At 59.5% G+C, this 7,147-nt stretch carries 6 protein-coding genes; 2 read left to right on the plus strand and 4 right to left on the minus strand.

Annotated elements, in window-relative coordinates; all coding sequences use genetic code 11:
• Both EOD15_RS24775 and EOD15_RS24785 read right to left on the minus strand, forming a co-directional pair.
• Positions 1 to 627 (minus strand): 50S ribosomal protein L25/general stress protein Ctc (locus EOD15_RS24775; RefSeq protein WP_127408933.1); only part of this gene is annotated, 627 nt, incomplete at its 3' end.
• Positions 628 to 874: 247 nt separating this feature from the next.
• Positions 875 to 1,909, minus strand: a complete 1,035-nt coding sequence (locus EOD15_RS24785) for a class I SAM-dependent methyltransferase (RefSeq protein WP_127320866.1) — start codon at positions 1,907 to 1,909, stop codon at positions 875 to 877.
• Positions 1,910 to 2,203: 294 nt separating this feature from the next.
• Between EOD15_RS24785 and EOD15_RS24790 the strand changes: the two genes are divergently transcribed.
• On the plus strand, positions 2,204 to 4,210 hold the full coding sequence (locus EOD15_RS24790; RefSeq protein ID WP_127408934.1) for an EAL domain-containing protein: 2,007 nt from the start codon (positions 2,204 to 2,206) through the stop codon (positions 4,208 to 4,210).
• A 92-nt stretch (positions 4,211 to 4,302) separates the two neighbouring features.
• Here EOD15_RS24790 and EOD15_RS24795 read toward each other — a convergent pair whose 3' ends face one another.
• The gene (locus EOD15_RS24795) at positions 4,303 to 4,731 is read right to left on the minus strand and encodes a MarR family transcriptional regulator (RefSeq protein ID WP_127322691.1); all 429 of its coding nucleotides are present in this window, start codon (positions 4,729 to 4,731) and stop codon (positions 4,303 to 4,305) included.
• Positions 4,732 to 4,882: 151 nt separating this feature from the next.
• On the opposite strand from EOD15_RS24795, the gene EOD15_RS24800 reads away from it, so the two are divergent.
• Complete coding sequence (locus EOD15_RS24800; RefSeq protein WP_127267864.1) at positions 4,883 to 5,740, plus strand: alpha/beta hydrolase; 858 nt, start codon at positions 4,883 to 4,885, stop codon at positions 5,738 to 5,740.
• A 78-nt stretch (positions 5,741 to 5,818) separates the two neighbouring features.
• On the opposite strand, the gene EOD15_RS24805 is transcribed toward EOD15_RS24800, so the two are convergent.
• Positions 5,819 to 7,060 carry an MFS transporter gene (locus tag EOD15_RS24805; protein ID WP_128361821.1) on the minus strand — a complete coding sequence of 414 codons (1,242 nt, stop codon included), beginning with the start codon at positions 7,058 to 7,060 and terminating at the stop codon, positions 5,819 to 5,821.
• Positions 7,061 to 7,147 lie beyond the last annotated feature (87 nt).

Genomic DNA, 7,147 nt, shown 5'->3' on the forward strand with positions numbered 1-7,147 from the left:
GGCAGGAGCCGCTTCAGGTGCAGCTGCTTCAGCCGTCTCTTCCGTCTCCGGCTTCATCGCCGACGAACCGGCAATGGTCGCGATGGTGAAGTCGCGGTCGGAGATCACAGGCTTGACGCCAGCCGGCAGCTTGACCGCCGAGATGTGGATCGAGTCGCCGATGTTGGCGCCGGTGAGATCGACGGTGATGAACTCCGGGATCGCATTGGCCGGGCAGTGGAACTCGACTTCGTGACGCACGATGTTGAGCACGCCGCCGCGCTTGATGCCGGGCGACTTGTCCTCGTTGATGAAGTGGACAGGCACGTCGACATTGACTTCGGTGTCCTTGCCGATGCGCAGGAAGTCGACATGGACAGGGAAATCCTTGACCGGGTCGAGCTGGAAGTCCTTCGGCAGGACCTGGATCTTCTTGCCGTCGACATCGATCGTGGCGATCGTGGTCAGGAACCCACCGCCATGGATCTTGTAGTAGATATCCTTGTAGGTGAGCGCAATAGCCAGGGGAGGCTGCTTGTCACCATAGATTACTGCAGGCACTTTACCGTTGCGGCGAACTGCACGGGCGGACCCCTTACCGACCTGTTCGCGTGCTTCGGCCTTGAGCTCGTAAGTGTCGTGGCTCATGGCATTTCCTTTCGGTTTACTGGAGCGCTCACGGTTGGCAGAGTGCCTGGACCGTAAACGTCGAAAGCCGACATACCCATGCATGATCTGGTCCGAAAACCGGAATCCACTTTTCGGGATCATGCGGGAAGGCGGCCTTCCGCCGCGTTGCCTCCAAGGGTGTCTACGCGGGTGGCGGCTCTATAGCGGAAGGCGGCCGGAGGTGCAAGCCAAAGGCACGCCCAGCCTGGTGCAGTCCAGGCGGTCGCTATCCGCGCTTTTCGATGACGGCATAAAGCACGTTGCGGTTCTCGCCGAAGAACACCCGCGCCTCGACGGTGTTGCGGTCGACGCTGGCATTGACGATGTTCCACATATCGACCTCCGATCGCAACAGCAACACCCAGTCCATGAATGTCTCCCGGTAGCCGGCGTCAGGCGTGCCCTCGGCGTAGTTGGCAAACAGGAACGTCCCGTTCGGCTTCAGCATCTGCAGGCAGGTCTTCGTGAGTTTCACCGCGACGTTGTGGGCGAGGTAGTCGTAAAGGCCGGAGGCATAGATGAAATCGAACTTGCCGAGCTTGTGACCCCGCGTGAGCACGGTTCGCACCGAGCCGTCGATGGCTTCGACCGCGGTGCCCTGGAAGTCGCGCGCGATCAGCCCAACGCTCTGGGGATCCTGATCGAGCGCAACCCAGCGCTTGAGACGGCCCTCCGTCAAGGCGACCGAGCGATTGGCCTCCCGCAAATGGCCGGCCGCGATCGCCAGGACCTCGGATTGCGGTCCATTCTTGACCGCAATCTCGTCGACATATCGGGTCAGGAGGTCGCGTCGTTCCCGTGCCGCGACGCATGAGGGTACGTTCTGGGTATGGCTATAGAGGGCCTTGCCGATCTCCGAGGCGTTGGCCACGCTCTCTGCCACGTGCGGATCGCAATAGATGTAATCAAGCAACTGCGCGTCGCCGGAATAGCCCCTGGGCTTGGTGAAGGACCAGTGCGTCAGCGGATCCTCGAGAAAATACTTCAGGATCGGATGGTTCTGCGCCACCGGTATCAACGCATGCCAGACGTCGGGATGAACCTTGGAATGCAGGCCATTGAGGAAGGACAGCAAGCGACCGACGATCTCGGCGGGGTTCTTGTCCTGTTCGATCTGCTGCTGTGTCGCGTGGAGAATGAGCGCCAGCTCCGCGCGCGCGGTTTCGAACGCTTCGCCATGATGCTCGAGCTTTCCCCGAGGCAGCGTGCCGGCGAGCATCGCGGCAGTAATCAAGCTTTTGCCATCAAGAACGGTCTGCACGCCATCACTCCATAGTTAACAGTCGGTTAACTTATTGCGTAGAATGCTCCATTTGCCAATGTCGGGCTGACGGCATTTTATCGTTATGATTAATTTCCCGCCAACCATGTTCCTCTTTAGACGGCTTCCGGCCCGAATTCCGGGTTCGAGTTAACGGAAACTTGTCTTGCGCGATTGCATTTGTTTGCCCGGCGTCGCAATCGCCGTCGCGTCCCAAAGGAGCCGGCCCGCGTGGGGGCAGAAGCTGGAAATGAGTTCGGAAAACAAAATCCCTTTCAAACGGGGTCTATTGTGATGAACGAACACCTGTCCTCCGTATTGGTCGATACGGTTGATGCGGAGCCGTACGAGCCGCGCTATGAACTGAGCGCCGACGAGCTCCGCACCCTTTACCGCACCGAAGCGCAGGCGACGCGAAGAGGAGAAGCCAGGCCAGGGCTCTGGATTGCGGTTGCGATCTATCTCTTGTTTTCGGCAACGGATCTGCTGCTGATCCCGGATGTTGCCGCCTACACGATCACGGCGCGCTTCGCAGTCGGCTTGAGCGCGCTTTTGATCCTCGAAGCACAGCTTCGCCGGGGGATTGGAACGGAATGGCTCGACGTGACCTGCGCCGGAGCCATCATCTTCGGCTATGTTGGTTGGTTGTGCCCAGCGGTTCTTGGCGCGGACAAGGAAAGCGTCTCTTACTACATGGTCTTTGGGACCATATTCATGATGAGCGCAAATCTTTTCTTTACGTTCAATTTCAAGCTTTCTATCGTAACCTCGGCAATAATATTGTGTATACTTTACATCGTGAATTATTTCGTTCCTTCAACCCTTACATACAAAATGGTATTCGGGGCTTTCTATATATCCTGTTTCACGTTCACCTCGTATGTGAACTGGAAGCTGAATGAGGAACGCTACAACGTCTTCCTGAATGCCCTGGAAGCCAAGATCCAGCACAATGAGGCGACCGAACGCGGCAAGGCCCTGCTGAGGTTGTCGCGGACCGATCCGCTGACGGGTCTGGAGAACCGGCGCGCGATCGACGAGAAGCTGCGGGACTACTGGAGCGATTGGCAAAAGGTCGGTACCAGCTTCGGGGCGATCCTCATCGACGTGGACTTCTTCAAGAAATTCAACGACTGCTACGGCCATCAGGAAGGCGACCGCTGCCTGATCCATGTCGCCAATGCCCTTAGCGACATGATCAAGCAGTATAATGGCTCCATCGGCCGCTATGGCGGTGAAGAGTTCATCGTCCTGGCTCGCATGGAGAAAAAAGAGCAGATACTGGATATAGCGGAAGCCATTTGCAGCACGGTCGAGAACCTGGCGCTGACGCACGAACTGCGGCGCGACGGCGTCTCGATCGTAACGGTGAGCGTTGGCGCCGCATTCACCAGGACGCAGACCGGCGCCAAGCTGGAGAAGATCATCCACGAGGCCGATCGCGCTCTCTATCTGGCAAAAGCCGGCGGCCGAAATTGTGCCCGGCTGTTCGATCCAACCGATCCGCAAAGCAGCGACGAGAGCGAGAACATCGCGGCCTTGCTGAAGATCGCGATCGGCCAGAATCTCGTTTCACTGGTTTATCAGCCTATTCAGGATGTCAAATCGGACCGGGTTGAAGCGGTGGAGGCTCTGATGCGCCTCAAAATGCTGGACGGCACATCGGTTCCGCCGAGCCTGTTCATTCCCGTCGCCGAGCGAACCGGCGCGATCCTGGAACTCGGGCGCTGGGCGATAAGGACGGTGTGCGCCGAACTCCTGGCTGACGACCACGTCCGTGTCGTCAGCGTCAACGTCTCCCCGATCCAGCTTAAGACACCTGGCTTCGCAACGTCTGTCGCGACCATTCTGGGCGAAACCGGCGTCGCCGGCAGCAGGCTGGCCTTCGAGATCACCGAAGGGCTGGAGATGGAGATGCACTCGGACATTCTGCGCTGCATCAGCGACCTGAAGCTGCTCGGGATCAAGATATGGCTTGATGATTTCGGGACGGGCTTTGCGGGCCTTTCGTGGCTTCGCCTGATCGATTTCGACACGGTGAAGATCGACCGATCGTTTCTGCACGACTGCAGCTCTCTGAGCGGCAAGGCGATGCTGCAGGACATCATCACCCTGGTTCGAAATCGCGGCCACAAGATCCTGGTCGAAGGGGTGGAAACCGACGAACAGATGGCTTTGATGCGCGAATTCGGCATAGATAAGATCCAGGGCTTCCATGTCGGCCGCCCCGCTCCCGCCGTCAGTTTCCAGGCAAAGCGGGCCATGCGCAAACGGTCATTTGCCGTGCTTAAGTCCGCATGATGGAGGCCTCTTTCCGACGTTTGGCTTAGCCGCCCTCAAAAGCCGTGCTGATTGCAATCAACCCATGACTGGGCCAAGCGGCTACGTAGGGGCTACCGGTCGCTGGTCAACGCGTTGCGTAGCGCCTGGATCTGCCGGTTCAAGGCATCGAGCTCGGCCAGCGTCATGCCCGAGCGTTCGACCAAGGTCTCGTTCAGACAGTTGCACTGGACCAGTAGCGCGCGTCCGGCTGATGTCAGGTCGACCTGCACCTGGCGTTCGTCGGTCTGGCTGCGCTGGCGGGTCACCAGCCCGGCTTGCTCCATTCGCTTCACCAGCGGCGTGACGGTGCTCGATTCCAAAGATAACCGGTTGGCGATGGTGCCGACCGACATCCCATCGGCCTCTCCAAGCGCGTTCAGCACCAGGTACTGCGGATAGGTGATGCCCATCTCGTCCAGCATCGGCTTGTAGGTGCGGTTTATCGCCATGCTGGTGGCATAGAGCGTGAAACAGAGCTGATTGTCCAACGGGAGAGGCACGGCGCATTCCTTTTGCCAATATGGGCATCAATTCGATACCACGAAAAATGATATCGCGATACATATTTTTGTGGACAAGGGTTTTGTGCCGCGCTAGCTATATGGTTATCGCGATATTGTTTATCGCGGAAATAACCACAAGGAGATTGAGATGACCTCGCAAACCAAGCCCAGCTCCGGCAGCGGTACGATCACCACCAAGGACGGAACGCAGATTTACTACAAGGACTGGGGGACCGGGCAGCCTGTCGTCTTCCATCATGGCTGGCCGTTGAGCAGCGACGATTGGGACGCCCAGATGCTGTTCTTCCTGTCACAAGGCTACCGTGTCATTGCCCATGATCGGCGTGGCCATGGGCGCTCGACCCAGACGGATATCGGCAACGAAATGGACACCTATGCCGCCGATGTCGCGGAACTCGCCGCTTATCTCGACCTCAAGAATGCCATTCATGTCGGACATTCGACCGGCGGCGGCGAAGTGGCGCGCTATGTTGCCAACTATGGCGCCGGCGGCCGTGTCGCCAAGGCGGTGCTGATCGGCGCGGTGCCGCCAATCATGCTCAAGACTGCCGCCAATCCCGGCGGCCTGCCGATCGAAGTGTTCGACGGCTTCCGCTCCGCCCAGGCAGCCAATCGCGCCCAGTTCTTCCGCGACGTTCCATCAGGTCCGTTCTACGGGTTCAACCGTCCGGGCGCGGACATCTCGCAGGGCGTCATCGACAATTGGTGGCGCCAGGGCATGATGGGCGGCACCAAGGCGCATTATGATTGTATCAAGGCTTTCTCGGAAACCGACTTCACCGAGGATCTGAAGGCAATCGACGTGCCTGTCCTGGTCATGCACGGAGACGACGACCAGATCGTTCCGATCGCCGATTCGGCGCTGCTGACGATCAAGCTGCTCAAGAAGGGCGAGCTCAAGGTCTACAAGGGCTTCCCGCACGGCATGGCCACGACCCATGCAGACATCATCAATGCCGACCTGCTGGCCTTCTTCAAGGCTTAAGGCCTTTCCGAATGGCCCACAAAAATGCACCCGTCATCAGGCGGGTGCATTTTTGTGACAGCGGCAGACCCGCCTGATCTAGGCGGCCGCCTGCGCTTTGCGCGCTTCCTTCATGTTTGGCAGGAACACGGTGAGCAATCCAAGAAACGGCAAATACGAGCAGATCTGGAAGACGAAATCGATGCCCTTCATATCGGCGACGATACCGAGCACGGCCGCCGCGATGCCGCCCATGCCGAAGGCGAAGCCGAAGAAGATGCCGGCGATCATGCCGACGCGGCCCGGCACGAGTTCCTGCGCAAAGACGACGATGTTCGAGAAGGCAGAGGACAGGATCAGGCCGATCAGCACCGTCAGCACCATCGTCCATTCCAGATTGGCGTAGGGCAAGGCGAGCGTGAAGGGCAGCACGCCGACGATGGAGAACCAGATCATCGCCTTCTGCCCGTAGCGGTCGCCGAACGGGCCGCCGAGCAGGATGCCCAGCGCCGAGGCACCGAGGAACAGGAACAGCATGACCTGGGACATCTGCACCGAAACGCCGAACTTATGCATGGAATAGAAGGTGTAGTAGCTGGCGAGGCTGGCGATGTAGGCATTCTTGCTCAGCACCAGCAGGGTCAGCACGATCAATGCGTTCATCACCTTGCGGCGCGGGAAGGGCGAAACGAAGCTCGCCGCCTTGCGGGTGCCCTGTGCGGCACGCAGCCGGCTGTACCAGCCGCCGACCTGCCACAAAACGATGATGCCGATCAGCGAGCCGACGGCGAACCAGGAAATGCTGGTCTGGCCGAACGGCACGACGATGAAGGCCGCCAGCAGCGGCCCCATGGACTGTCCGAAATTGCCGCCAACCTGGAACAGCGACTGCGCCAGGCCGAAGCGGCCGCCGGAGGCGAAGCGGGCGATGCGCGAGGATTCCGGATGGAAGATCGCCGAGCCGATGCCGATCAGCGAGGCGCCGATCAGGAGCAGCGAATAGTGCCCGGCATAGGCGAGCACAATCAGGCCGATCAGCGATGACGCCATGCCGTAGGGCAGCGAATAGGGCATCGGCCGTTTGTCGGTGATCATGCCGATCACAGGCTGCAGCAGCGACGCGGTCACCTGGAAGGTGAAGGTCAACAAGCCGATCTGCCAGAAATCGAGGCCATAATTCTCTTTCAGGAGCGGGTAAATGGCCGACAGCAGCGACTGCATGATGTCGTTGATGCAGTGGCAGAAGCTCACCGCCAGGATGACGGTGAAGGCCGTCGCCTGGGCTGAAGCGTGACTGGTGGTCGCCGGTGGGGCGACGCTGGCGGCTGTCGTATCGGTCAAGGTAGGCTCCGTGGTCTTTTTGGCGGGCAGGCCCGCAGGCAGTTGACGGACGCACCTGCGGCCGCCTTGTCGGACGCTCCTGTGGAG

It is taken from the genome of Mesorhizobium sp. M7A.T.Ca.US.000.02.2.1, from assembly GCF_003996995.1.
In the GTDB taxonomy this organism is placed as follows: Bacteria; Pseudomonadota; Alphaproteobacteria; order Rhizobiales; family Rhizobiaceae; genus Mesorhizobium.